Annotated in this window: 18 protein-coding genes; 7 read left to right on the top strand and 11 right to left on the bottom strand. The window is 33.6% G+C overall.

Annotated elements, in window-relative coordinates:
* Positions 1-40 precede the first annotated feature (40 nt).
* Positions 41-889, bottom strand: coding sequence for a formate/nitrite transporter family protein (locus CRV04_RS07445; protein ID WP_128996208.1), 849 nt, complete (start codon positions 887-889; stop codon positions 41-43).
* Positions 890-1,085: 196 nt separating this feature from the next.
* Here CRV04_RS07445 and CRV04_RS07450 point away from each other — a divergent pair, with 196 nt between their 5' ends.
* The 4 genes from CRV04_RS07450 (at position 1,086) to CRV04_RS07465 (ending at position 4,639) form a co-directional block, all read left to right on the top strand.
* Entirely contained in the window at positions 1,086-2,597 is a 1,512-nt protein-coding gene (locus tag CRV04_RS07450) for an ATP-binding protein (protein ID WP_128996209.1), read from the top strand.
* Positions 2,585-3,262 carry a response regulator transcription factor gene (locus tag CRV04_RS07455; RefSeq protein ID WP_128996210.1) on the top strand — a complete coding sequence of 226 codons (678 nt, stop codon included), beginning with the start codon at positions 2,585-2,587 and terminating at the stop codon, positions 3,260-3,262. Before CRV04_RS07450 ends, CRV04_RS07455 begins: the two co-directional genes overlap by 13 nt.
* A 128-nt stretch (positions 3,263-3,390) precedes the next feature.
* Positions 3,391-3,690, top strand: a complete 300-nt coding sequence (locus CRV04_RS07460; protein ID WP_128996211.1) for a metal/formaldehyde-sensitive transcriptional repressor — start codon at positions 3,391-3,393, stop codon at positions 3,688-3,690.
* A gap of 13 nt (positions 3,691-3,703) precedes the next feature.
* A complete protein-coding gene (locus CRV04_RS07465; protein ID WP_128996212.1) occupies positions 3,704-4,639 on the top strand; it encodes a cation diffusion facilitator family transporter in 936 nt (311 codons plus the stop codon).
* A gap of 21 nt (positions 4,640-4,660) precedes the next feature.
* On the opposite strand, the gene CRV04_RS07470 is transcribed toward CRV04_RS07465, so the two are convergent.
* From CRV04_RS07470 to CRV04_RS07490, 5 genes are read right to left on the bottom strand one after another with little or no spacing between them, the layout of a single operon-like run.
* The gene (locus tag CRV04_RS07470; RefSeq protein ID WP_128996213.1) at positions 4,661-5,203 is read right to left on the bottom strand and encodes a manganese efflux pump MntP; all 543 of its coding nucleotides are present in this window, start codon (positions 5,201-5,203) and stop codon (positions 4,661-4,663) included.
* Positions 5,200-6,366, bottom strand: coding sequence for an MFS transporter (locus CRV04_RS07475; RefSeq protein WP_128996214.1), 1,167 nt, complete (start codon positions 6,364-6,366; stop codon positions 5,200-5,202). The genes CRV04_RS07470 and CRV04_RS07475 overlap by 4 nt, the downstream gene beginning before the upstream one ends.
* Positions 6,366-7,568 carry an MFS transporter gene (locus CRV04_RS07480; RefSeq protein ID WP_128996215.1) on the bottom strand — a complete coding sequence of 401 codons (1,203 nt, stop codon included), beginning with the start codon at positions 7,566-7,568 and terminating at the stop codon, positions 6,366-6,368. The genes CRV04_RS07475 and CRV04_RS07480 overlap by 1 nt, the downstream gene beginning before the upstream one ends.
* Positions 7,565-9,343, bottom strand: coding sequence for an ABC transporter ATP-binding protein (locus CRV04_RS07485; protein WP_128996216.1), 1,779 nt, complete (start codon positions 9,341-9,343; stop codon positions 7,565-7,567). Before CRV04_RS07485 ends, CRV04_RS07480 begins: the two co-directional genes overlap by 4 nt.
* Positions 9,336-11,123: an ABC transporter ATP-binding protein gene (locus CRV04_RS07490; RefSeq protein WP_128996217.1), complete on the bottom strand. Its 1,788-nt coding sequence runs from the start codon at positions 11,121-11,123 to the stop codon at positions 9,336-9,338. Before CRV04_RS07490 ends, CRV04_RS07485 begins: the two co-directional genes overlap by 8 nt.
* A 186-nt stretch (positions 11,124-11,309) precedes the next feature.
* On the opposite strand from CRV04_RS07490, the gene CRV04_RS07495 reads away from it, so the two are divergent.
* Positions 11,310-12,377, top strand: a complete 1,068-nt coding sequence (locus CRV04_RS07495) for an SO_0444 family Cu/Zn efflux transporter (protein ID WP_128996218.1) — start codon at positions 11,310-11,312, stop codon at positions 12,375-12,377.
* A 71-nt stretch (positions 12,378-12,448) separates the two neighbouring features.
* Here the strand turns inward: CRV04_RS07495 and CRV04_RS07500 are convergent, their stop codons facing one another.
* From CRV04_RS07500 to CRV04_RS07510, 3 genes are read right to left on the bottom strand one after another with little or no spacing between them, the layout of a single operon-like run.
* Positions 12,449-13,630, bottom strand: a complete 1,182-nt coding sequence (locus tag CRV04_RS07500) for an MFS transporter (protein ID WP_128996219.1) — start codon at positions 13,628-13,630, stop codon at positions 12,449-12,451.
* 1 nt (position 13,631) lies between these two features.
* Entirely contained in the window at positions 13,632-14,621 is a 990-nt protein-coding gene (locus CRV04_RS07505; RefSeq protein WP_128996220.1) for a class I SAM-dependent methyltransferase, read from the bottom strand.
* A gap of 8 nt (positions 14,622-14,629) precedes the next feature.
* Complete coding sequence (locus tag CRV04_RS07510; RefSeq protein WP_128996221.1) at positions 14,630-16,633, bottom strand: TonB-dependent receptor; 2,004 nt, start codon at positions 16,631-16,633, stop codon at positions 14,630-14,632.
* Between the two features lie 111 nt (positions 16,634-16,744).
* Between CRV04_RS07510 and CRV04_RS07515 the strand changes: the two genes are divergently transcribed.
* Positions 16,745-17,689 carry a helix-turn-helix domain-containing protein gene (locus CRV04_RS07515; RefSeq protein WP_128996222.1) on the top strand — a complete coding sequence of 315 codons (945 nt, stop codon included), beginning with the start codon at positions 16,745-16,747 and terminating at the stop codon, positions 17,687-17,689.
* 217 nt (positions 17,690-17,906) lie between these two features.
* Here the strand turns inward: CRV04_RS07515 and CRV04_RS07525 are convergent, their stop codons facing one another.
* On the bottom strand, positions 17,907-20,012 hold the full coding sequence (locus CRV04_RS07525; RefSeq protein ID WP_128996223.1) for a TonB-dependent receptor: 2,106 nt from the start codon (positions 20,010-20,012) through the stop codon (positions 17,907-17,909).
* 107 nt (positions 20,013-20,119) lie between these two features.
* Here CRV04_RS07525 and CRV04_RS07530 point away from each other — a divergent pair, with 107 nt between their 5' ends.
* Positions 20,120-21,121 (top strand): helix-turn-helix transcriptional regulator, encoded by a 1,002-nt coding sequence (locus CRV04_RS07530; RefSeq protein ID WP_128996224.1) that lies wholly within the window; start codon positions 20,120-20,122, stop codon positions 21,119-21,121.
* Positions 21,122-21,149: 28 nt separating this feature from the next.
* On the opposite strand, the gene CRV04_RS07535 is transcribed toward CRV04_RS07530, so the two are convergent.
* On the bottom strand, positions 21,150-23,219 hold the full coding sequence (locus tag CRV04_RS07535; protein ID WP_128996225.1) for a TonB-dependent receptor: 2,070 nt from the start codon (positions 23,217-23,219) through the stop codon (positions 21,150-21,152).
* Between the last annotated feature and the right edge of the window lie 20 nt (positions 23,220-23,239).

The following is a 23,239-nucleotide window of genomic DNA, read 5'->3' on the forward strand; positions in this document are numbered from 1 at the left end:
ATCCCTATAAAAAGAGAGCATGGAAATACTCTCTTTTTATTTATGCTACTTTTTGTGCACCTGAACTCTTAACTGCTTTTTTCAAAACTCTTTTTCCTCCTGTTTTCACATGAGTATAATAAATCATCAAACCAACAAAAAAGAGACCTCCAACCATATTACCAAGTGCTACAGGCAATTCATTCCATAAAATATAATCTGAGATGGTAAAATCTCCACCCATGATAAGCGAGAAAGGAAATAAAAACATATTTACAATTGAGTGTTCAAACCCCATAAAAAAGAAGAGCATGATTGGCATCCACATAGCAAGCCATTTCCCAGATACAGAAGTGGAAATCATTGCACCAACAACTCCCATAGAGACCATCCAGTTACACAACATCCCTCGAATAAACACGGTAATCCATCCATCAACTCCATATGAGGCATATCCCAGTGTTCTTGCTTCACCGATACTGGCAACTTTTATAGCAATGGCACCTCCATCGGTATTAAAACCAAAGGTAAAGACATATGCCATCATTACTGCTACAGTAAAGGCACCACCAAAATTACCCAATGCGACCAATCCCCAATTTCTTAAGATTTGTCCAAAGGTGACTCCCGGTCTTTTATCAATCCATGCCAAAGGCACAAGAGTAAACACACCTGTTAAAAGGTCAAATTTCATTAAATACAACATAATAAAACCAACAGGGAACAGACACGCTCCTAAAATAGGTGATCCTGACTTCATTGCAACGGTGATTGCAAAAACTGCAGCCAATGCTAAAATTGCACCGGCCATATAAGCTCTGATTAATGTGTCTTTTGTCGACATAAATACCTTTTGTTCACCAGCATCAACCATTTTCGTGGCAAACTCATTGGGTTCAATATAAGCCATAAAAGCTCCTTTTTCTTTTTTATTTCACAGCATTGAAACTGTGTTTTCATGAATTCATTGTAAAGGATTGAGTAAGGAAAAAGTAAGGAAAAACAAATTTGTTTGTATATTTTTTATACAAAATTTAAAATACGATGCGTTCAGAACATTTTATAATAGAATCATAGGAGTTCATATCAAAAAATCAATCATCACAATGTTTACCCTCTTTTTATTATTGTTATTCATCTTAATTGGGACAACCATTAAAGATTCTTATAAAGTACAAGAGAACTTGTTGTATGAAAACTTAAAGAATAAAGCCGTGACAATTTTTAATCTCATTGTAGACATGCGTCATTGGAATGCGCAATATGATGGCGTATATATAAAATCTGAAGAGTTAGAACCCAATCCATACTTAAACCCAAATTTTATCTTATCGCAAAAAGGAGAGAGACTGGTTTGGGTCAATCCTGCATTTATGACACGCCAAATCTCAGAGATTGCGAGTAAACGAGCTGGTTTTCGATTAAAAATCACCAGTAATAAGCTCATCAATAAAAACAATGCCCCCGATGAATATGAAAAAAAGATGCTCGACAGATTTGATAAAACCCCTGATGTTCCATACTACTGGACCATTGAAAAAGATGTCTTTAAATTTATGGGAGCTTTAAAAACAGAACCTGACTGTTTAAAGTGTCATGCACATCAAGGGTATAAAATAGGCGATGTACGAGGAGCCATCAGCATCTATTTTGATACCTCCGATGAGCTTGAACAACTCACTACATTGCAAAAAGACAAAGAACAGACCATTATTTTTCTTATATTGGCCACCATTGGTACCATCATCACTTTTGTCATTTATCAACGTTTAAAAGCAAAAGATGAACAAGAGATTTCAAACTTAAATCATACCTTAGAACTGAAAGTCAAAGAGTTGGATGATTTTAATAAAACCTTACATAATAAAGTTCAAGAAGAGGTGGGCAAACAACGAGAAAAAGAGAAGTTATTGATTCAACAATCCAAGCTTGCGGCTTTGGGTGAGATGATAGGCAATGTGGCACACCAATGGCGACAACCTATCAGTGCAGTCAGTGCTATTATGATGAATATCAAGTGGACAGCAATGGATCAAGGATTGAATACAACATTTTTAGAAGAACGTATTCAAGAGGCCAATGAACAACTCAAATATATGTCTCAAACCATTGATGATTTTAGAAACTTTTTTAAACCCAACAAAGAGAAAAGCTATTTTGACCTTAAAAAAGAGTGTCGTAATGCAATTAAGATTTTAAATGCCACCTTACAACATCACAACATTAATTTACAGCTGTTCTCTTCTAAAGATATGATTGCTTACGGTTATGCCAACGAGTTTTCACAAGTCGTTTTAAATATAATCTCTAACGCAAAAGATGTGTTACTGGAGAGAAAAATCCAAAAACCACGTATTGAAATACATATTTATAAAGATGAACACTCTGTTCATTGTGAAATCAATGATAATGCAGGTGGTATTTCACTTGAATACATTGATCGAATCTTTGAACCCTATTTTACCACCAAAGAGCTCAATGGAACAGGCATTGGTCTATACATTGCAAAAGAGATTATTCATAAACACATGAAAGGTACACTCAAAGTTAAAAACAGTGATAAAGGTGCTGTATTTATTATATCTGTACCAAAAGGAGACTCCTTGTGCAACCATTGATTTCCTTAAAATCAAAAACCATTTTATTGGTTGAAGATGAACACATCATACGCAATAATATTGCTTCCATGTTAAAATTCTTTTTTAAAGATGTCTACACTGCATCCAATGGCTTAGAGGGATTAGAACAGTATGAAAATCATCTGCCTGATATCATCATCACTGATTTAAAAATGCCCTATATGGATGGATTTGAATTTATTACACAACTGCAAGCACGTTTATGTCAATCCTATTTGATTATTGTTTCTGCTCATACGGACACAGATTTATTAATTGATGCCATCCATAAAGGAGTGGATCGATATATCATTAAACCCGTTACAGAAGAGGATTTATTGGGCAGCTTTAATGCTTTTTTAAAAAAAACGGAACACACCTCAACGCAAATTCAACTGGATGAACATATCTTCATTGATTTTGAAAAGAATTCCGTAACGGCATATAACAAATCCTTTCATTTAAATAAAAAAGAGTTTGCTTTATTAAAACTGTTGTGTTCCAATATAAATAAAACATTTACTTATGAAGAGATAGAGTACCAAGTATGGGGAGAGTACTCTATGAGCCTTTCAGCCCTAAGAAGTGTTGTAAGAGATTTAAGAAAAAAACTGGGACAAAACTATATTATCAATATTCACAGAACAGGTTATCGATTCAAATAACCTCATTGTTTTAAACATACTAACTGCTTGTAATCCATTTTAATTGGTACAAACAATTCTTGAAAATTTATTGTCTTTTAAGTCACCTTTATATACTATATAGGGGTATACTATAATAAGGAACAGATATGGCATATTGTTGTGAAGTAGAGCGAAAAAAATTGCAAAATCGTATCAATCGAATTGCAGGACAAGTGAACTCTTTAAAAAGTAAGTTCAATGATGAACAGTTTCATTTAGACAGTGACCCGTATGAAACCATACGACAACTCACCGCTATAAAAGGAGCCGTCAGTGGTATGATTACTTCATATGTGGAGCACTATGCAAAAGGACACATGATTGATAAAATTAAAAATAGCAACTCTGCTGATGCAGAAGCACAAATAGATAATTTATTAGAAATTATAAAAGTATTTGGAAAATAAAAGGTATGTAAGTATGCAACACTGTAAATTTGGTCTTAATGACCACCAACCCTATTTAAAAGAAGATGACCACCACCATCATCACGACCATGAACATGGACACACTCACGACCACAGAGGAACAGACAAAAAGGTTTTAAAATGGGCTTTGAGCATTACGCTCATTACCATGTTTTTAGAGTTTTTCTATGGCTTTTTATCCAACTCTTTGGCACTTGTTTCCGATGCAATTCATATGTTTACACACTCATTTGCGTTGATTATTTCACTCATCGCGATTGTCATTGCCAGTAAACAAGCCCCTTTAGAAAAAACCTTTGGATACTACCGTGCGGAAGTATTAGCAGCATTTATCAACGGAATTACCATTGTGCTTTCCATTGTTTGGATTGTTTATGAAGCAGTGGAGCGTTTCTTAAACCCTTCAGAAATCGATGTGAATACAGCAATGATTGTTGCTATCATTGGATTGGTTGTCAATATTATTACGGGTGTGATTTTAATGCAAGGGGACAAACAAAACATTAACTTGCGTTCGGCGTTTATTCATATGTTAAGTGATGCGCTTTCATCGGTTGCAATTATCATTGGGTATATTGTTATTCATTTCACCTCTTGGTATTTTATCGATGTCATTTTAGCTGTAATGGTAGCACTTGTCATTGGACGTTGGGCCATTGATGTATTACGACACTCCATCAATACACTTATGGAGAGTTCTCCTATAGATTTAGAAGAGGTCAAAGCCTTTATTGAACGACACGAAGAGGTCATCGAATTGCACGATGTGCATATTTGGGAGATCACACAAGACATGTACAACATGACTGCCCATGTCAAAATCAACGAACACTCTTTAGAAAACTATGAGCACCTCCTGCATAAAATCAATCATGAACTTAAAGAGAAGTACAAAATCGTACACACAACTTTTCAGTTTGAGTGGTAAAAAGTTGTGTCTCCTTCAATCTTAGGTAAACAATAAGAGTTTAAATCCAATCATAATGAGAATGACGCCACCCATGACTTCAGACTTACTCTCTAATTTTTCACTCCCTTTCGTTCCTAAATAGACACCCAATATGCTGAAAAAGAACGTTACTATTCCTATAATGATAACACTTACAATTGGATTTAAACTAAAAAGATGTAACGTAAAACCTGCTGCCATTGCATCAATGCTGGTTGCAATAGCGAGCGTAAACAGTACTTTATTGGAAATAAGCAAAATCTCATCTTCTACATTTTCTCCAAAAGATTCGTAAATCATTTTTGCACCAATCAATAAAAGCAGGGTAAATCCAATGATTACATCATATCCGCCAATATATTGTTTTAAACCTACTCCTCCCAAATAACCAATAAGAGGCATAATTGCTTGAAAAATACCAAAAAACAGTCCTGCTTTCAAAGCTAAAACTTTGATATCTTTTTTTTGTTTTACTCCAAGTCCAATAGATACTGCAAAAGCATCCATGCTCAAAGCAACTGCTAATAATAAAACTTCAATCATCTCTCTTTCCCATCATATTTAAATGAAAATATTCCTAGTATAAAAAACAATATACTTACTAATATAAAAGGGGCAATTGGATCAATTTTATACACCACTGTACTCACCAATGGTCCAATAATCATTCCTACTCCTTGTGCCGCACTGACTGTACCAGCAGATGCACCTTGCTCTTTTTTATCTACCAAGTTGACTGCTAAAGTTTGATATGCAGGGAAAAGCATCCCCATACCAAAGGCACCGATACAAAATCCAAAAGTTAATATAAGTTGAGAATCCATCATAAACACCACAATATATCCAATCATCCCAACAAATGCTCCATACTTTAAAAGTTTTGTTGCTTTGATACTACTTTTAGAGACTATTATTTGAGAAACTATAAAAGAGAATCCCACACAAGCCAGTACATACCCTGTCATCTCTGCTGCTTTTAACGAATCAAGTTCAAACTTATCGATGATATAAAATCCTAAACAAACCTGCGCCGTTACAATAGAAAACATCGTAATAAATGCAGCAAACATGGGTATCCGTAATCTTTCATCAAACACTTTTAAAACAGGTGTTTTTTCTGTTGTAACGGGTTTTTCATGAGGAAGTATCATATACAGTGCAACCGTTGCCAATAATGGCAATATTGCAAAAGTATAAAGTGGAGCACTTAAACCAAAATTTGCAAGATAGCCTCCAATTGGGGGGCCTATAACCATCCCTATTCCACTGCTTGCAGCAAGTTTTGCAATATAACTGGTGCGTTTCTCTTTTTTAACATGATCAGCAATCAAAGCATTTGATACAGGAGTAATAGCAGAATAAAATGCCCCTATTCCACCTCTTGTGAGAATCAATATAAAAAGTGAAACCACCGCTGCAGGAGGAGAGAGTAAAGCATTATCTATAAAAATTGCTAAGACTAAATAGGAGACGGCCACTCCTGCTACTGCTATTACTAAAATAGGTTTTCTGCCTATCACATCACTTTTTCTTCCCCAATATCTTGACAATACAACCCATAAAACCCCTGCAATTGCTACGGTTAATCCAGCATGCCACTCTTGTAGGTGCAACTCTCTTATAATAGGACCAACAACAGCTAAAAAAGCCATCATTGCCGATATACATAAGACATTGACCACCATTAATATTTTTATCTCTTTCATTATTTTACCTTCTCTTTTTCTAACTCTATTTTATATGAAACAAATGCGGCAAAAAGCCCAACAATGGCACCTATAAAAACAATGTTTCTATACCCCAATACACCTGCAAAAGAAACAGCTGATGTTGCAAAAATAATTCCTGATAGTGAATAGATACTGTGCTGTGCTGCAAACTGTGCAGCAGGTGTTTTCTTAGAAGCCCTGTCCATCATCAAAGTTGTCATTATGACCATAGAAGGGGTATAAAATGAGAATATTATTCCTACAATAATAATGGTTGTTACTGTCTCATTATTATAAAAAAGAATCAATAAAAGCAATATACTCATACATTGCCCCAAAGAGGCTCCTATTAACACATTTCTTTTCCCATATTTTTTTATAAACCACGATGCACTAAATGAAGCAAGCATTCCAAGGCTATACCCGACAATATGAACCGCATAACCAATCTTATCCAGGCTCCATCCAAGGTCAACTAAAATAGGAGTCATAAGACCATAGGCAGAACTTATAGATGCAGGATATAAAAATAGAAGCAACATCCACTGTTTTTTATTTTTCCCTTTCCAAAATGAAATAAACTGCTTATAATCAAGCTCTGTTGCACTTTGCTCTTTTTTGGGCTTTACTTCTTTATAAAAAATCATTTGAATAAGGGCAACTATCATTATGAAAGAGATGATTGTCATTGTGATTTCCCATCCATAATATGTATATAACACAAGTCCCACGCCACCACCTAAAATCATTCCTAAAAGACTGCTTGCGACTTTTATAGACATTGCAAGCGAACGCTCTCGTTTAAAGATATTGTTATAAACAAATCCATCTAAAGCGATACTTTGAGAAGCGGCTGTAAATGCAAATGCCACACTTAATAACACAATGGTTTGCAGATTATTTATAAGGCTAAACTGTGCTATGAGAAAAAGAACAAACGCCATGAGCAGTTGAAAAATGATAATCCAACCTTTATAGTGCCCTATTTTAAACTTTTTCTTATCTATAAAAGGTGCCCATAAAAACCGAAATACCCAAAACAGTCCCAACATATAAATCAAACCCAAATTTTCTAAGGGCATATTATTTTGTCGTAAGATTCCGATAAATGCTTCTGCAAAAAAAGCAAAACCAATATATTGACTTGTATAGAGACTTACTAAAAGAATAAACTCCTTAATCGTTAATTTTTTTTTCATTCAATACCACTTTTTACACTCCACTCTTTGACCCTTTGTTGAGATTGGAACATCGCATGATATTTCCCTTTTATTTCAAATAACTGTTGGTGCGTCCCTTTCTCTTTGAGTTGTCCATTTTCTATGACTACAATGTTATCAGCATGAGCAATCGTAGAGAGTCGATGCGCTATTACAATGACGGTTCTGTTTTGAATGAGTTCATCCAAAGCGTTTTGTACGGCTACTTCACTTTGAGTATCAAGTGCCGAAGTGGGTTCATCAAGGATAACAATAGGAGCATCTTTTAGTATCGCACGTGCAATTGAGATACGTTGACGTTCTCCACCACTTAAACTGCCTCCAATCTCTCCTACTTTTGTTTGATACCCATAAGGAAGTCTTGAAACAAACTCATGACAAAAGGCTGCTTTAGAAGCACGTAATACCTCATCATCACTTGCATTTGGTTTTCCCATTCGAATATTATTTAAAATAGTGTCATCAAACAAATAGACATCTTGAAATACGACAGAGATATAACTCATCAGTGTTGTTTGAGGTATGCTTCGTATATCAACTCCACCCATTTTTACACTGCCTTTTTGGGGGTCGGCGTATCTCATGATAAGTTTTATCAAGGTTGTCTTTCCGCTCCCTGATGGCCCTACAATTGCCGTGAGTGATTTGTCTTGAATATGTACGGAGAGATTATTCACAGCTTTTTGATCTGTTCCTTCATAAGAAAAAGCGACATTTTCAAACTCAATGTCAAATTTTTCTGCGCTTTGTATTGGTTTTTGTATTACAAACTCTTTTATATTTAAAAGAGTTTGAATATGTTTAAAAGAGGCTTCCATAATATCCAATACTCCTGCAATGGCTAAAAAGTTTGCTAAAGGTTCAGACAATCGTCCTAATATGATAAGCAGCGCAATCAATGCTCCTATTGTAAACTCTCCTTGCGTTATCCATAAACTTCCTAAAACCAATACCAATAAAAAGACAAATTCTATTAAAGTGTTCATGATAATCATGGGTAAGGTTGAAGCAAAAACACCTTTTTTTTGCACCTCTCTTAGGTGAACAATCGATTTTTGAAGGTTTTTTGCATTAACTCCTACTTGGTTCACAGCTCTTAATACCGGTAACCCTTGTATATATTCAACCGTATCTGCTTCAAGTGTTGCATGTGCTTTTGCACCTTCTGTTTTATCCCATTTTGTCTTTTTTCTGCTCCAGCTATAAATAGGAATGGCTACAGGAAGAGCAATGAGAAGGGCAAAGGCCATTGAGGGATCGATAAAAAAAGTAGCTATAATTAATACCACAGGTACGATTGCCACTTCAAAAAACATTCCTGCAATGATGCCCATATGCAGTATTGAATCATCTACATTCTGTGATAAAATAGCATTTAACTCCCCGGTTCTATATTTATAGAGACTTTGAAGAGGCATTGTTTTTATCTTTTCTCCTAACTTCATTCGGATATCATGGGTTATTTGAATAATATCTTCAGAGTATTGAAACCCTGACCCCAACCATCTGAATATAAAGGATACGATACTCAGTACCACAATCGTGCCAAGCCAAAAAAGTGTATTCTCTATATTAAACTCTTTCGCAAACACGCTGTTTAAAAGAGGAAAGAAAAAAGCAAATGCCACCCCTTGAAAAATATACGCAAGAATAAAATGTAAAAAACTTCTTTTAACTAAAGAGCTGCTTTCCCCTGCGATTTTAAGTGTAATGCGATATGACTCTTTAAATGAAGATATGTTTTCATTATTCATGGCTTTTTCCTTTTTCTAAATTCCATTGGCTCGCTTTTTCATAATTACTCCACAACTTTTTGTAAATACCTTCATTTTGTAACAAAGTCTCATGTTGACCTATTTCACTCACTTTTCCTTGGTCAAAAACCACTATTTGATCTGCATTTTTAATGGTTGAAAGCCGATGAGCAATCATAATGACTGTTTTATTAATGGTTAAGTTCGCTAAAGCCTTTACTATTTCTTCTTCATTCTCAGGATCAGCAAAAGCGGTTGCTTCATCGAGTACCACAATGGGAGTATCTCTTAAAAGTGCCCGTGCAATGGTTATACGCTGTTTTTGTCCTCCAGAAAGGTTTGCTCCTCGATCCCCAGCTAAAGTCTCATATCCATTGGGTAAACTCTCTATAAAATCATGAATTTGTGCCGCTTTGGTTGCATGTATGACCTCTTCTTTTGTGGCATTGGGATTTGCCATATGGATATTGTTATAAATGGTATCTTGAAACAAAAAAGTATCTTGAAAAACAAAAGAGACGGTCTGCATCAACACATCAGGAGCAATCTTTTTTATATTGACGTCTCCTATGAGTATCTCCCCACTGTTTACATCCCAAAACCTTGGAATCAATTTTGCGACGGTACTTTTTCCTGCACCGCTTGGTCCCACAAGTGCTGTGATACTGCCTGCTTTGACTTTCAAATTTATATCTTTTAAGGCATCATTTTCTACCCCATCATATTTAAAAAATACATTTTTAAACTCTATATCAAACCCTTTGGGAGTCATTGGTTCTTTGGAAATAGGAAGAGCAGGTACAGATAAAACCTCTTGGATACGTAGTGCCGAAGCTTGGGATTTTTTGATAAAATTTTGAAGCCACATTACTGGCATCATAGCATCGGCCATCCCCGTACTTAAAAAGAGTGCTGATATAAAAGCAAAAAGTTCTAAAGAACCACTATTAAGAAGTACTGTTCCTGTAATAAAAACCATTATAAGAGTGGGAAGAGGACTTAATATTATCATTCCAAGTTTTGCGGGAACGGCACTGATTTGCATCCATTTACTTAAATTCTCTTTATACGCCACAAGTGCATCATTGTACCTTTTAAATGAGCTTGTTCCATCATCAAAAGTACGAACTACTGGCATGGCTTGCGCAAATTCTATGACCGCTTTATTAATATCACTTTGGCTTTGATCATACTTTTGTCTTAACACTTTTGAATCTCTCATTGCATATGCCATTGTAATCCATCCAAGAATTAAAACAGCAATACTTGCAAGTGCTAGGCGATAATCAATAATTAAAAGTGCAATAAGTGTTACAAAAGGTGCGACAATACTTTTTGCTATCATCGGCGTACTGTCTGCAACAAAAGCATGAAGTCCTCGTACATCATTTTGCATCACTTTTTTTAATGCCCCTGAACCATTAGAGATAATGTATCCCAATGGAACTTCTGCTAAATGTTGTGCTAGATTGGTTCGCAGTATCTGCTCTAATCTAAAAGCACCCAAATGAGAGACCACAAACCCATAAAACCTTGATACAAAAGCGATAACAGTCATAATGGCTAATACTACAATGGTATTAAAAAAATCAAGTTTTACACCCAATATCTCTAAAGGGCTTCCTTGCATAATATGGGTTAATGTAAAAGATAAAAGTATCAAAGCAACGATTAAACTCACAGCTCCAAATGCAGCTAAAAACATAGCAATCGTAATCTCAAACATCACTGGTTTTAAAATGGCCCAAAGCCCTTGTTTGTGTTCTGATTGTTGACTCATATATTGTCCTAAGAAATTTTATAAAGATGGATTATATTCAAATTGATAAGTACTATCAATATCTATATTGTTTTAAAAGGATTCTTTTTTATGTAAAAAGGATTAAATGTTCTCTTTTTGTTCTCACTTAAGCTAAAACAAGCCATTTTAATATACTATAGGGGGTATACTATTTAAGGAGAATAAATGGAAATGCTATCTAACATATTCAACAACATTATGGTGTTATCCAATGCAATGAGTCTTTATATATTACTGGGACTTTTACTTGCAGGGATAATCAAACAACTCATCCCTGATAACTTTATCAGTTCCCATTTGGGAGAAAATAAAGTAAGTTCAGTTGTAAAAGCTACGATCTTAGGAATCCCTATGCCAGTTTGCTCTTGCAGCGTCATTCCTTTGGCAAAATCTTTACAAAAAGAGGGAGCAAGTAAAGGGGCTGTGCAAAGTTTTTTAATTGCCACTCCTATAACGGGAGCTGATTCTATTTTAGCTACTTACAGCTTTTTTGGCTGGATATTTACTATCTATCGAGTAATCACTTCTATTTTTATTGCTATTGTAACAGGAATTATTCAAAACTTTGTGGAAAAAAAAGAAAAACCTATGAGCTTTAGTGTCCATAAACCTGAACATCATCAGGAGCATACTCATACAAACAAAATACAAAGTGATTGTTGTTCGAGTAGTTCTTGTTGCAGTACTCAAAAGAATAATAACGGCTTTAGCATAAAAGAGAGTTTTAACTATGCTTTTAACATACTGTTTAAAGATATCTATTTTGGTTTATTTATTGGTTTGCTTCTGGGTGGACTTTTTACTACTTTTTTACCTAAAGAGCTTTTGGAACCTCTATTTAAATACCCGTTTTTAACCTATCTTGCGGTACTTATTATCAGTTTGCCTTTATATGTTTGTGCAACTGCTTCTCTTCCTATTGCAGCAGCATTTTTATTAAGCGGTATGAGCAGTGGAGGAGTATTTGTATTTTTAAGTGCAGGCCCTGCAACAAACTCAGTTACCATGGGTGTCATTGCTTCCATGTTTGGAAAGAAGTCATTATTGATTTACTTAGGAGCAATCTCAATTTTAAGTATCTTTTTTGGATGGATTTTTGATAACTTTTTTACGGGATTACAGATAGTGGATATCCATTCTCATGCTGAAGATTCGACACTTTTAGATACGATGAGTACGATTATATTATTTGGATTGATGTTGTATTATTTTTTCAAATCAAAGCTAAAATGAGATAGAAAATAGATATTGAATATTCAATATCTATTTACAAGTGTGTATTAAAGTTTAAACCTTTATCCTTTTTATTTTATATAAAACCGATAAATAACAAACACTACAAAAAACATAGCTAAGCTCTCAAAAACAAACATACTCGTATATCCTAAGTTTGAAACAAACACTCCTGCAATAATAGCTGAGAATATTCTCATAAGAGAAAATAGACTTGATTGGATAGCATAATCTATCGCTTTACTTGAGCTTCTACTATAGTCCATAATCAGTGAAAATATAATAGCAGAAGAAAAGGCAATAGCAGTTGATGCGATGGTAACTATACTCATTAAAAAGATAAAATTTAACATATCAAAATACTCTATCATAACTAATATCAAAGCACTTAAAATGTTAAAAACTCCAAAAAGGATGAGGATCGTTTTTTTAGAATATATTTTTCCTACAAAGCTCGCTACTACTCCACCGATAAAGCCGACTATACTTCCATATACTCCCACATAAAAAGCCACCTCATCAGGTGTAATCCCTTTGCTTATAAGATAGGGTTTCATAAAGACCCAAATAGCACTTATAAAAGCAAAATAAAACATCAGTACAAATATCCATATTCCAATATTTTCTTGTTTGAAAAAGGTGATTAGTGTTTTGAGTGAAACTTTTTGTTCTTCTATCTTTTCATCGCTTTCATGGATAAAATATAATGCCAATAATGAAACCAATACAAATAAAGCGATAATAACAAAAGTATTTTGCCAACCTAAACGGTTAAAGACAAGTAAAAACACTCCACCACCTAAAAGTCCAGCGGCAAAATAAGCACTCATCTTATAACTTCCTGCACTCATTCGTTCATCTTTATGAAAGACTTTTATTGCCAGTGCATTTAAAGGAATATCTAAAAAAGTCGCAACTAATGTAGTACAAAAGATCACGCCAAAGACCAAATAGATATTATCTTCTAAAGAGACGAAGCTTACTCCAAAAAGGAAAAGTACGTAAAATATTCCCGTAAAAACTATCCATTTTTTATAATGGTTTGTTTCAAAGACTATTTGATCCACAGGAGGTGAAAGTAAAAACTTTATAACCATAGGTAATCCTAAAGCTTGAAAGATACCAATAGTAGAAGGATCAAATCCTTTTACTTGAAGGATCATAGGCAGTCCCATAAGAAAAAAAACGATTGGGGTATAGAAGCTTGTAACTAATATCCCAAATACTATATTTTTTTTGGCTAATTGATTCATACTATTTCTTTGCTATATGGATTTGGGATTTTGTCATAGGCATCTCTACACTTGTATAGGAGTTGATACTTCTAAAACCTGTTTCTTCAAAGATATCACTTAGTTCAAAAGGTTTTAAGACACCTCTTTCTTGCATATTTAAAAAAAGAAAATAAAAATACTCATCGAGATTTGTTTTATCTGTTTCATCTATCTCTACATGTACACTTACTAGGACTCCGTTTGTATTGAGAGCTTTATATATCTTTTCTATCACCTCTTTTTTATCTTTAAAAAAATAAAAGATATTGCTACACCAAATCAGATCATATCCACTTCCTATATCATCATTTTGGATATCACCACTTAGTGTTGTTACCCTATTTTGTAGCCCATACTCTTTGATATGTTCATCAACTACATCGGTTACCTCTTTATAGTCATAAAGAACTCCTTGTAAACTTAGATGGCTTTTAATTATCTCTAAACCTACTATTCCAGAAGAGCAACCAAGATCAAGCATTTTTTTAGCACTAGAAAACTCTTTTAATCTTGTCACCGTATCAAGGGCTACTTTTGAGATAAGATTCTCTTGCTCTTGTCGTAAAAATCTTTTTGCAGCTCCTGCCCATTTTTTTGGATGCTTAGAATCTTTTAAAGCCCCACATCCCTCTTTTACTAAAGTATCTAACATCTTTTTTCCATGATTTAACATCTCTTTTCGATGTAGAAACACATCCCCACAATACCCTTTTGTCTCTTCTATAAAAAACTCTTTTGTTAAAGCTTCATTTTTATAAAACTCCCCTTGTTTGTAAAGAAGATCAAGAAGTACAAGAGCATCTAAAAGTACTTTTGTATTGTGAGGATTTAGCTCAAGTTTTACGGCAAGAGAGTTAAACGTGTGATTCTCCTCTTCTAAAGATTTGAAAATTTTTAAGTTTAAAGCGACTCCTAAAACTTCTGTTTTTTGCCCCTCCAAGAGCATATTTAAGTATCTATCTATATTCATCTTTTCTCCTAAAACCTATAGGCTAATTGTACGCCTATCTCTCGACCTTCACGATAAGCAGTTGTAGTTCCGTTAAAATAGTTCGTTGCATGGTGTTCTGTATCAAAAAGGTTATCGGAATACAGATAGATATCGTAGTTGTCTGCTTCGTACCCTACTTTTACATTAACAAGTTCATAGGCTTTTTGAAAATCTTCATTTGCTGAGTCAAAATATGTCTTCCCATATCCATTGAAATCAGCTCTTGCATATATTCCCCTCTCATCTCTATATTGGATGCCTAGATTAAAGTTATACTTTGGAGCAAACGGGTTATAGTTATTACTATAGTCATTTCCATTGTCAGTAAATTGATCAAAGGTTGTTTTATTGTACCCAAGGCTTGAATACAATGTAAGGTTATCGCATAATATTGCTTCAATATCTAGCTCGATCCCTTGTGATGTAGCACTTGCTGCATTTACCATATAGACAACTCCAGGGGTTGGCATAGTTTGTACTTGCATATCATCAATATCCATGTAATAGATTGCTGTATTGAATTTTAATCTATTATCAAAAAACATCGATTTGTATCCTATTTCATAAGAGATCAAGCTCTCTTCATCATAGGTTTCAAGACTCTTTGTAGTAGCATATGGATTAAATCCACCGCTTCTATAGCCTTTTGAAACTGTTGCATACATCATACTTGAAGTATCTATGTTATACTGTAAAGAGAGTTTTGGAGAGATATTACTCCAATCATTTTCAAGAGCGATATCTGACTCTTTTACTTTAATATCTTTTTTCTCTTTATCATATCTCACACCTGTATTTAAGATAAAACTATCATTAAAGAAATAGATCACATTAGTAAAAAAGCTATATGTTTTTGCATTTAATTCTTGAGGATGCGAATTGACACCTGTTGGATTCATCATCGTTTTTTGCACTAGTGAGAGTTGATTTTCCTCTTTATCTGTATAGATTCCACTGACTACTTTTGTATCGACAAACTCTTTTTCCACTCTTATCTCTTGGGATAAAGTATCCAACTTATACTTTCTAAAAATATGCATGATATTCATAGCAGAGAGATCATTATCCAAAGCAGCATCCTCTTTATGGGTACGCTTTGTAGTAATTGATCTTATCTTTGTAGTCTCATCAATATCATAATCGATATTTAAAGCAAAACTCTTTGTAGTAGGTCTTGAATACCCATCAAGATTTGATGATACACTTACACCTTCCAGATCTTGTCCTGCCCTTGCCCAATCAATCGCACCGTCATCACTCTCTTTTTTTGAAGTAACAAAAGAGATATCAAGATTGTCTGTTGGAGTATATCGAAGATTAAGTTTTCCATAGTCTGTCTCTTTATCATTTACATCTCTTCCTTTTGTTTCATGTTTGATAAAGCCATCTTTTTCATCATGTTTATAAGAGATTCCTGCATAAAAAGTATCTTCTATAATAGGTCCTGAAACATTCAATCCAAATACTCTTTTGCCATCTGTCCCTAGTTTTGTAAATACTTTTCTTCTTAACTCATTGTCAGGTTTTTTTGTGATGATATTGATAACCCCTGCTTCAGAGTTTTTGCCATATAAAGTCCCTTGCGGTCCTTTTAAAACTTCTATCCTTTCTATATCCAATAACCCCTCACTAAATCCAAAGCTACTCATAGTAGGCACTCCATCCACATACATACTCACAGGAGATGAAAAAGAGAGTAAATTGGCACTTAATCCACGAATGGAGGGTGAAGTGAGTCCTTGAAATCCTACATTAAATAAAAATAGATTTGGCGTATATTTTCCAAGATCCTCTATGGTATCAATAGAACTATCTGCTAACTTATATTCATCAAATACATCCATACTTATAGGGACTTTTTGCACATCCTCTTCACTCTTTTGAGCTGTTACTGTCACTGGTTCTAAACTTTGGCTACCTTTTGCATAACTATTACTCGTTAAAATAATAGTTGTAGCTAAAAATAGAACAATACTTTTTGAATCTACCATTATAAATTCCTTTAATGTTTTTTTATACTTGTGTAGTATATACTTCAAAATATTGATAGTCAATATCAATAATATTTCAAATGGTTTTATTTCTATTATAAAAGGAAAAAGATGTGTAAAGTACAACTAAAAGATCTACTTTTACCTACATTTAATTCAAACAAAAACATCATAAAAAACTCTTTTCCTAAAGAGATTGGAAATGATTATATGGAAAAAATAGATATCCAAGAGGGTTTTATCTTTTTAAAAACAAAGTACAACTTCAAACGCCCCACCCTTATGGAAGCAAAACAAAGTGAAAGAAAACTCGTTATAACCATATCTTTAAAAGGAAATGTTTTATATAAAAGTATGGATTGTTCGCAAAAACTCAACTTTCAAGAAGGCTTTACAACCATATCATTACTCAATAGTGAAATAGAAGGGCTAAGAGAGTTTCAAGATCACAAAATAGATCAAGTGAGAATCATCTTAGATGAGAACTTTTTAAAAAGAAACCTCAAAGAGAATATTTTAGAGAAGTATTTTAATGAAGATAGCCTAAGCCTTATCAACTTCCGCCCTACTTCCTTGTACTCTGAACTCTTAGTCAATGATATTTTACACTGTAATTTACAAGGAGATATCCACTCACTCTACACCCAAGCAAAAGCCTTGGAGCTTTTATCGATTGAGCTTGGGAAACTGTATCAAAATAATTCAGATACTATGTTGCTAAACCAATATGATAAAGAAGCGATCTATCAAGCAAAAAAGCTACTTTTATCAAACTTCCAAAATCCTCCATCTATCTGTGAACTTGCAAAAAAAGTGCATCTTAATGAGTTTAAATTAAAAAAAGGATTTAAACAAATTTTTCATACTACCCCTTATAAACTTTTGGCACAATATAAACTAAATAAAGCAAAAAGAATGCTTGAATCAGGGGATTATAATATCAATGAAGTAGCACAATACGTGGGCTTTAAATATGCTAATAACTTTAGTAATGCATTTTTTAAAGAGTTTGGGATCTTACCAAAAGAGGTTATGAAAAATATCAAATACTACTAAAATTTTTTGATCGTAGCTCATAAAAATAGTTCAAGAGCTCTTGTAAAACATCTAGATAATATTTCTAATAAAAATATCCTTTTGATATATGAATTTAATAACAATCTCAAGCCTATAACAAGCTATTATCTTAACCTATCTTGCAAAATGCGATGAGGGAAATCGATCACAAATATATTAAAAACATAACTAGAAGTTGATATTTCTAGTTATGTTTTTAAAAGCTATACTTAAGTCCTACTCCAAATGACCTTGGATCATTGAAAGTTGCTCTTGCAAATGAAGAGGAAGCAGTAAATGAAGTCAGATATTCTTCATCTGTTATGTTTCTTCCATAAGCATAAATATCAAAATCTGAGAATCTATAACCTAATTTTATATCTACTGTTGTATTACTGCTTTGTTTTAACATCTCTTTATTTTTGTCATTATAAAAATATGTATTACCTTGGTTCTTAAGATCGGTTCTTCCATAATAACCTTGTGGATGATAATATGCTACACTTAAACTCGCTGTATGAGAAGGTGTATTCTCTATCTTTTCGCCATCAAAGTCAAATGTACCACCATCATAGTCATCATATTGTGCTTTTATGAATCCAAAAGCCCCACTGATTTCCCAATTATCATTAGGAAAATAAGTAAAGTCAAACTCAATTCCTTGAGAGTGTGCTTTATCTGCATTGTCCGTTATATATACACCTGTCCCTGTAGATTTATATACATGTATATCTTCTATATCCATTTTAAATATTGAAGCAGTAAAAACAAAATTATCAATTGTCCCTTTTATCCCTGCTTCATAGTTTGTTGATTTTTGTGGATCAAAACTATTATCTTCGATACTTCCAGACATTCCAAAAAAGTTATATCCTCCTGGCATATATCCTTTTGACACAGAGATATATGTTGTAAAGTTTCCATTTATCTTATGAGATAACGCAACCTTAGGTAAAAACACATTCCATGATGTTTCATCGTTGAGAGTATAAAAAGGTGTTCCTGTCGTTCCTACAGGCAAATAATAAAGCTTCATATCTATCTTTTTTTCAATTTTCTGATATCTTCCACCAAGAGTTAATTCAAAATCTTCTGCAAAAGGTATCATCACTTGTCCAAAAATAGCTTGAGTCTTGCTTTTTGTTTCAGATGGCGCATTCATACGATAATTTCCGATATACGTATAAGGTGGAGTCGATAAATAGTTTGGGAACTCCATCCCATATGGACCCATTTCACTATCTTCTTTATCAAAATAAACTCCTGAGATCCATCTTATGCCTTCACTATTATTACTCGATAATCGTATTTCCTGTGTATAAGTATCTATTTCATTGTCCATAAACTGTTTAAGTCCTGCATACATTGGGTTATTAGAATATTCAGCATCATATTCTCCAATCATTTCCGTATTTTTATGTGTTGTGATAGAATTGATTGTAAAAGTATCTGCCTCATACTCTAACTTTAAACTTTGTGAATCTATCGTATTCTCTTCATATGTTGGCATATCAAAATTTACATTTTCTGCTTCATCTCTTTTAAAATCACTTAATCCATCATATGCAGATTTTGCATACCCTTTTATCCAATTTTCTTCTGCTTCTTCTCTTTTTAATACAAGTTTTGCACTCAATCTATCTGTCGCTTTATAATGAAGTGATGCATTATAACTTTCATATTCTTGTTTATTTGCTTTATCATCTCCATTATTTTGATTGGTGATCCAACCATCATTTCTTCGTTGTTCAGTATTGAATCCAAAAAACAGTTTATCTTCAATAATAGGTCCGTATATATTAAATAAACCTCTCATATAATTATTACTGCCATACTCCATATGAACATCTCCCTCAACGATGTTTGTAGGTTCTTTTGTAATAATATTAATTACTGCACCAATCGCATCTTTCCCATAAAGTGTCCCTTGTGGTCCTCTTAATACTTCTATACGCTCAACATTTGCCATAGGGGCATCAAAAGAAAACCTTCCACTTGTAGGGATTCCATCAATATAGATCACTACTGGGTTATTATTCGTAAACATTGAAGCATTTAATCCTCTAAAGTTGACAGCTACTCCAGATAAAGGTGTAGCTGTCATATTAGGAATTTCACGTATCACATCTGTAATACTTTTTATCCCTTTTTCTTCTATTTGTGTGCTGTTGATTACTGTAATACTTTGAGGAACATCTTGTATATTCTCTTCCACTTTATTGGCAGTAACCATCACCGAATCGAATTTTATTTCATCAGCATAAAGACTATTTGCTAACATTGTAGATATCAACAATAACGTTTGTAGTTTGATTGGCGTCATTTTCTCTCCATTAATTAAAAATTAAGCGAAATTATACTTTAATTGAAAACAATTATCAATATTATATTTATCTTGGAAAGGATTTTTATTGTCGTTAGGAGTATTTTATGCATAAACACATTTCATCCAATGAGTTATGGGATAAAATATGCCATAATCTCTCTTTTCCCAACTCGCCTTTAGGTATGCATGATTTTAAGCACCATGATGAATTTGGGCAATTCAAACTGACTCATTACAATACAGGTTATGGTATTAAATACTCTTATTTTGTTGCAGACTTTTATCAAGATACTGTTTTAGAAAATAAAAACTCATTTAATACTCACTTTTTATGTTTCAATACCGGCAAACAAATATTTATGGAGGATGCATTAAAATCTAAAAAGGTAAAACTTGATGCCGATATATGCTGGAATGGAACCATGAATGAGGGGCATCAGTCCAACAGTTTTTATTTTAAAAACCAACAATCCATCACTCATAATATTACATTTGATCATACTTTATTTAAAGAGATTACTCTGCGTGATGAGAAATTTAAAAATCTCAAATCTGTATACAGAGGTGACTACATTGATGTTAATTTCAATAATCATGTTAATGTCAAACAAAAAATATTATTGAATGAAATCATCAACGTCTCAAATTTGGATACTAAATTACAAATGTTATACTTAGAATCCAAATTATTAGACCTTGTTTATACCACATTTAATGCCATTGAGACGGATACAAAAAAAGAAGAGTTCTACTTAAATCACAAAGATATTGAGTGTTTACATAAAGCCAAACAAATCTTAATTGAAAACATAAAAAACCCTCCCTCTTTAAAAGAGTTGTCCTATAAAGCTGCTATTAATGAATTCAAACTCAAAAAAGGATTTAAACAACTGTTTAATACAACGGTGTATGGTTTCTTACAAAACTATCGTCTTTGTGAAGCCAAAGAACTCCTAGAACATGGTGAAATTAATATCGGTGAAGCTTCTGCTTTAGTGGGTTACAAAAGTATCAGTCATTTCAGTAAAATATTCAAAGAGCAATTTGGAATAACACCCGTACAAATAAAAAAAGAGAGCAAAACTCGATACACAGTAGATTGTTAAGACTCATTCTAAAAAGAGAAATCTCTCTTTAGAATTTATATCTTACTCCTACTCCTACGCTTCTTTGGTCTGCAAAAGTTGCAAGAGATACCGTTGAGCTTGATTGGTAATAGGTCATATACTCTTCATCGGTTAAGTTCTTACCATACGCATAGATATCAAAATTTGCATATCTATACCCTATTTTGACATCAAGGGTGGTGTATGATTTATTTTTTAGAAACTTTTTTTGTCGATCATCATAAAAATATAATGAGCCTTGATTTTTGATATCCCCTCTGGCATAAAATCCTTTTGGATCATAATATGCCATACTTAAATTAGCTGTATGCGAAGGAGTGTTCTCTATTTTATTGCCACTAAAGTCATAATCACCCGCATCATACGAGTCATACTCAGTGTCTACATACCCCACCGCTCCATTAATAACAATGGTGTCTGTAGGAAAATATGTAAAATCCAGTTCAATCCCTTGTGAGTGTGCTTTCTTTGCATTGTCCGTATAGTAGTTGCCTACTACTTGTCTGTAGATATGAATATTTTCGATATCCATTCTAAAAATTGCCGCATTTAAAATCAAGTCATCAAAAGTACTTTTTATCCCTATTTCATAATTGGTCGATTTTTGCGAATCAAAAGCATTATCATCTTCATTTGAAGAGGATGCAAAACTGTTAAAACCACCGGCCATGTAGCCTTTTGAAACAGAGAAATAGGTGGTAAAGTTATCATTGATTTTATAGCTTAATGCCCCTTTAGGAATAAAAGTATTCCATGTTTTATTAGCATCAAAATCAAACGTCGTTGCACCATTGTTGACGGTCATATCTATATCTTTTTTAATGCGTTGATATCGGCCACCCAAAGTTAAATCAATCTTTTCATTTAAAGGTATCATCAAGTGAGTAAATATGGCACTGGTATCATTATGACTCGTGGAAAGGGCATTGGCATATACCGCTTTTACTCCTGATAGATAAAGTGTTTGACTGTAAGGGTCTTCTTTAATTTTATCTGAGTCAAAATAAACACCTGCAATCCATCTAAAAGCATCACTTTTATTGGATACTCTGACTTCATTCGTATAAGTTTCCATGTTTGTATTTCGGGTCATAAATGAACCATCTAAAAGATTATTGGCAGTAAAGTCAATATCATAGGTACTCTTAAAATCGGTATCTTTATGAGAGGAGATGGCTTCAAAAAGATAATCATCTGTCTCATATTTAAGATTTAAACTTTGCGTATTGATCTCATTGTCTTCAATTGCAGGCATATCAAAATTGGCATTTTCAGATGCCTTTTTGCTGAACTCATTCAAACTCACTACATTTTGTGCAACACCATAATTACCCCAATAGTTTTTGGTCTTTTCTCTTTTAAATACCAATTTAGCAGAAAGGTTATCCGTCACATTATAGTATAAAGAGGTACCCAGTTTGATGCTTCTCTCTTTTGCAGCTTCATCATCACCGTTATAATCATTTGTAATCCAACCATGATCCGAAAAGAGTGCCGCATTTAAATTTAAAAAGAGTTTATCTTTAATCAAAGGTGTATTAAGATTAAAACTCTCCTTATGATAATCATTGCTTCCATATTCAAACCCGATACTGCCAGAGGTTTCATTGGTCGGCACTTTTGTAATGATATTAATCACGCCTCCTATGGCATCTTTTCCATACAGAGTTCCTTGTGGTCCTCTTAATACCTCAATTTTTTCTATATTCTCCATTGAAATATCAAATGCATTTCTGCTGCTTGTAGGAACACCATCGACATAAATAACAATTGGATTAGAGTTTGTAAACATGGAGGTGTTTAATCCTCTAAAGTTAATGGCCCCACCATGATTCTCTGAGTTCATATACATATTGGGAATAACATTTATGACATCTGAAACTTTATTCATCCCTTTCTCTTCTATGGTTTGAGCATCCAGTATTGTAATACTTTGGGGCACCTCTTGAATATTTTCTTCCATTTTATTTGCACTGACCACCACATTGCCTAATTGTGTCGGTTGTTCAGCAGCCCATAACATAGAACTCACCATCAATGAGAGCACTGCTACCTTGTATGTAGTCCATTTTTTCATGCTTAACCTTCCTTTATATT

The organism is Candidatus Marinarcus aquaticus (genome assembly GCF_004116335.1).
In the GTDB taxonomy this organism is placed as follows: Bacteria; Campylobacterota; Campylobacteria; order Campylobacterales; family Arcobacteraceae; genus Marinarcus; species Marinarcus aquaticus.

Bases quoted from the DNA above. Each gene is read 5' to 3' on its own strand.
- CRV04_RS07445 (WP_128996208.1), bottom strand. From the start codon at position 889: ATGGCTTATATTGAACCCAATGAGTTTGCCACGAAAATGGTTGATGCT.
- CRV04_RS07450 (WP_128996209.1), top strand. From the start codon at position 1,086: ATGTTTACCCTCTTTTTATTATTGTTATTCATCTTAATTGGGACAACC.
- CRV04_RS07460 (WP_128996211.1), top strand. From the start codon at position 3,391: ATGGCATATTGTTGTGAAGTAGAGCGAAAAAAATTGCAAAATCGTATC.
- CRV04_RS07465 (WP_128996212.1), top strand. From the start codon at position 3,704: ATGCAACACTGTAAATTTGGTCTTAATGACCACCAACCCTATTTAAAA.
- CRV04_RS07470 (WP_128996213.1), bottom strand. From the start codon at position 5,203: ATGATTGAAGTTTTATTATTAGCAGTTGCTTTGAGCATGGATGCTTTT.
- CRV04_RS07475 (WP_128996214.1), bottom strand. From the start codon at position 6,366: ATGAAAGAGATAAAAATATTAATGGTGGTCAATGTCTTATGTATATCG.
- CRV04_RS07480 (WP_128996215.1), bottom strand. From the start codon at position 7,568: ATGAAAAAAAAATTAACGATTAAGGAGTTTATTCTTTTAGTAAGTCTC.
- CRV04_RS07485 (WP_128996216.1), bottom strand. From the start codon at position 9,343: ATGAATAATGAAAACATATCTTCATTTAAAGAGTCATATCGCATTACA.
- CRV04_RS07490 (WP_128996217.1), bottom strand. From the start codon at position 11,123: ATGAGTCAACAATCAGAACACAAACAAGGGCTTTGGGCCATTTTAAAA.
- CRV04_RS07495 (WP_128996218.1), top strand. From the start codon at position 11,310: ATGGAAATGCTATCTAACATATTCAACAACATTATGGTGTTATCCAAT.
- CRV04_RS07500 (WP_128996219.1), bottom strand. From the start codon at position 13,630: ATGAATCAATTAGCCAAAAAAAATATAGTATTTGGGATATTAGTTACA.
- CRV04_RS07505 (WP_128996220.1), bottom strand. From the start codon at position 14,621: ATGAATATAGATAGATACTTAAATATGCTCTTGGAGGGGCAAAAAACA.
- CRV04_RS07510 (WP_128996221.1), bottom strand. From the start codon at position 16,633: ATGGTAGATTCAAAAAGTATTGTTCTATTTTTAGCTACAACTATTATT.
- CRV04_RS07515 (WP_128996222.1), top strand. From the start codon at position 16,745: ATGTGTAAAGTACAACTAAAAGATCTACTTTTACCTACATTTAATTCA.
- CRV04_RS07525 (WP_128996223.1), bottom strand. From the start codon at position 20,012: ATGACGCCAATCAAACTACAAACGTTATTGTTGATATCTACAATGTTA.
- CRV04_RS07530 (WP_128996224.1), top strand. From the start codon at position 20,120: ATGCATAAACACATTTCATCCAATGAGTTATGGGATAAAATATGCCAT.
- CRV04_RS07535 (WP_128996225.1), bottom strand. From the start codon at position 23,219: ATGAAAAAATGGACTACATACAAGGTAGCAGTGCTCTCATTGATGGTG.